The following is a 3,501-nucleotide window of genomic DNA, read 5'->3' as shown; positions in this document are numbered from 1 at the left end:
TACAGAATTATATATCAATCAAAAGATGAAACATTAAAAGACAAAACTATTGAAAAAATACAAGAAGAAATATTAAATTCATTAGAACAAAAATTCAACGCAACATTGAGAAAGTAGGAATGTATATGAACAAATTACAAGTTGTAATTCAAGGTTCAACTTACAATATTGTTACTGAAAAATCTAAAGAAGAAACAGATAAGATAGTTGAAAAAATCAACAAAGATATTGCAGATTGTAAAAACAGAAATTCAAAATTAACGACTTTGAATGCAACTATCTTAGCTCTTATGAATTTGGCAGAAACTCACGATAATTTAACAACTGAATTAAATGAATACAAAAAAGAAAATGATCCAATTATTAAGGACTATTCTAATTTAAAATCTGATTGCGAAAAATTGTATCAAAATTTGGTTATTAAAGAAACAAACTTAAAACAAATGACTAAACAATACAATGAAATTAAAGAAAATTCTGAAAAGGAAAAAGAAGATATAAAGAAAAAAGCTGAAAAATACGCTAACGAAATCCAAGCGCAATATGAACAAAAAGCATCAGATTTGAATGTAAAACTCAAACAAGAAAAGAAAACTACGGAAGATTTAAAAAAGCAAATTGAATTTTACGAAACAGAAAATGACGATATATCTCAAAAATACAAAGATTTGAAAGACGAGTATAACAAACTAGCATTTGAAAAAAATAAGCTAGAAAATATTCTGTTGGATTATCAAAGAGATGAAATCATTGATTAGTGAAATATTAGCTCCTTGCGGAAATTGGGACATGGTAAAAGCAAGTGTCCGTGCAGGAACTGATGCTATTTATCTTGGAACAAAAGAATTTTCCGCAAGAGCTTATGCTGAGAATTTTACTGTAGAAGATGTTAAGGAAGTTGTAAAATACTGCCATTTAAGAAACGTAAAAGTTTATGTAACATTAAACACTCTTATAAAACAATCAGAAATTCACAAGGCAATTGATTATGTAAACAGATTATATAACATCGATATTGATGCACTAATTGTGCAAGATATTGGTTTGGCATATCTTGTAAACAAGTTATTTCCTGATTTGGATTTACATGCATCTACTCAAATGAACATTAATAATTTGAATGGGGCATTAATTGCCAAAGAACTTGGTTTCAAAAGAATAGTATTGGCTAGAGAAACTGATATAGAAGAATTAAAAAATATTAGGAATAACTGTGACATTGAAATAGAAGTTTTTATTCATGGATCATTATGCGTTTGCCAATCTGGGAAATGTTTGATGAGTTCATTAAATGGTGATAGAAGTGCAAATAGAGGAAGATGTGCTCAACCTTGTAGGAAGGATTATAAGATTATTTTAGCTAACGAAACTATTAATTCAAAGCTGTCTTATCTCAGTCCAAAAGATTTGTGTACTATTGATAATGTCGAAGAAATCGCAAAATACTGTGATAGTTTGAAAATCGAAGGAAGAATGAAATCCAAGGAATACGTGTACTCTATTGTAAAATCTTACAGAGAAAAATTAGACAAAGGTAAATACGATTATTATTTAGACGAAGTTAAAAATCGTGGATTTACAAAAGGTTTAATCAACAATACAAATGGATGCAATTACGTTGAACTTGGTAGGAAAAATCAAATTAAAGGTAACACAATAGGAAAAGTATTAGGAAAAGGAAAAATTAAATTTACAGAAGATGTATTCAAGAAAGATATTCTAATACTTTCTAACGGAAAAAATACTTTTCCTTTGACATTAACTGAAAATTATACGAAAAATAGTATAGCTTCATTTAAAAACATAGGTGATGCTCTTGAAAATTCCGATGTAAAAAGAGTTAGTCACATTAAAATAGTTGAAGAGTCAGCTGAAGAAAAAAATGTAGAATTTGATTTACAAGTCAAGTTTATTTGTAAAAAATCTGAACCTATTCAAATATTTGTAAATGATCTAATATATAACACTAATATAATTTGCGATCAGGCAAAAAACAAGCCGATAGATGACGAATTTATACGTAATCAAGTACTAAAAACAGGAAACTATCCAGTAAATATTTCTGAACTCGAAATTATACTAGATGATGGATTATTTTTATCTAAAAGTCAGATAAATCAGATAAGAAGAGATTTCATAGAATTTTATTTGGACGAAAAAGCTGATTTTAATCATAGAAAACAAAAAAATATTGATTTGAAAAATTTAGATAATCTAATAGAGAAAAATAGAATTAATAAATCAAGTTATAAAACAGTTTTTGTAGATGAAGTGGATGGTTACAGCGATAAAATCTCATCAGAATACATCGTGAGAGTTCCAAGATTTTTGAATCAAGAAAAAACGGATAAGTTTATAAAAAGGTGCAGAAAAAATAATGTATCCAAACTTTTAATCAATAACGTTGGAGATATCATCATAGCCAGAGATATTGATGCTGATTTTGTTGTTAGTGACTATCAGATGAATGTATTTAATACTTTCTCAGCAAAAGTTTTAAATGATTTGGGAGTAGATGTAATAACTTTATCTGTTGAATTAAATAGATCTGAAATCCAAGAAATTGTAGAAAATTCAAATTACAATTATGAATTGGTTGTTGAAGATAACTTGATTAATATGGTTACTGTTTATTGTCCTTTTTCAAGCATAATAAAGTGCAATGGGAAAAATTGTGAGTTCTGTAAGTTTAATGATTGTTATATTGAAGGAGATTTTTCTAAATATAGAGTTATAAGGATGGATGATTACTCATTGATTTATTCTTGTGATAGAATTAAGATAGATGAGAATGATATAGATTTTAACTTATACTCGATTAGAAAAAACAAAAATGTAACTGGAAAATCTAATGAATTTCATTTTAAAAAAGGAATTTTATAAATGGACAAAAAGACATTAAACACACTTGAATACGACGAAATAAAAAATAAAATTGAAAAACTTTGCAAATCAAAATTGGGGAAAAGTATTGCCAATAAATTGGAACCTATGATTGAAGAGGATGAAATCAGACAAAACTTGGATGCAACTTATGAAGCAATGAGTATGATTTACAAATTCTCTAATCCTCCGATATATGAGATTATAAATGTTAAAGCAAGTATAATGCATGTATTAAAAGGTGGATACATAGTTCCAGAAGTTTTGTTGAAAATCGGCCAAATCTTAAGTAGCGTTCATGATATAAAACGATACGCTGGAGAATCTGACGAAAATCACGAAAATTACCCTATGATTATTGCAATGATGGATTCTTTGGTGGAAGAACCTGATTTGGTCGCTACTATTAATAACGCAATAATTTCAGAAGATGAGATTAGCGATAATGCCAGTAGAAATCTGGCAAGAATTAGACAAACTAAAAGACAAAAAACAGAAAATATTAGAGATAAAATTAATAGTATTTTATCTTCTAATGATCAAGCATTACAAGAAAACATCGTAACTATGAGAGATGATAGATATGTAATTCCTGTAAAAGTTTCACATAAATCATCT

General features: G+C 27.6%; 3 protein-coding genes and 1 pseudogene. All 4 read left to right on the top strand.

Features of this window, described 5'->3' with window-relative positions; genetic code table 11:
* Positions 1–6: 6 nt before the first annotated feature.
* Positions 7–117 carry a hypothetical protein gene (locus KHW44_RS10145; protein WP_369680522.1) on the top strand — a complete coding sequence of 37 codons (111 nt, stop codon included), beginning with the start codon at positions 7–9 and terminating at the stop codon, positions 115–117.
* Positions 118–125: 8 nt separating this feature from the next.
* On the top strand, positions 126–758 hold the full coding sequence (locus KHW44_RS07525; protein WP_304067913.1) for a cell division protein ZapA: 633 nt from the start codon (positions 126–128) through the stop codon (positions 756–758).
* The gene (locus KHW44_RS07520; protein ID WP_304067910.1) at positions 742–2,883 is read left to right on the top strand and encodes a U32 family peptidase; all 2,142 of its coding nucleotides are present in this window, start codon (positions 742–744) and stop codon (positions 2,881–2,883) included. Before KHW44_RS07525 ends, KHW44_RS07520 begins: the two co-directional genes overlap by 17 nt.
* Positions 2,884–3,501, top strand: a pseudogene (locus tag KHW44_RS07515) (endonuclease MutS2); the annotation flags it as partial.

Source organism: Finegoldia magna, assembly GCF_018371055.1.
Classification (GTDB): Bacteria; Bacillota; Clostridia; order Tissierellales; family Peptoniphilaceae; genus Finegoldia; species Finegoldia magna_I.
This window is presented reverse-complemented; position numbering and strand designations above follow the sequence as displayed.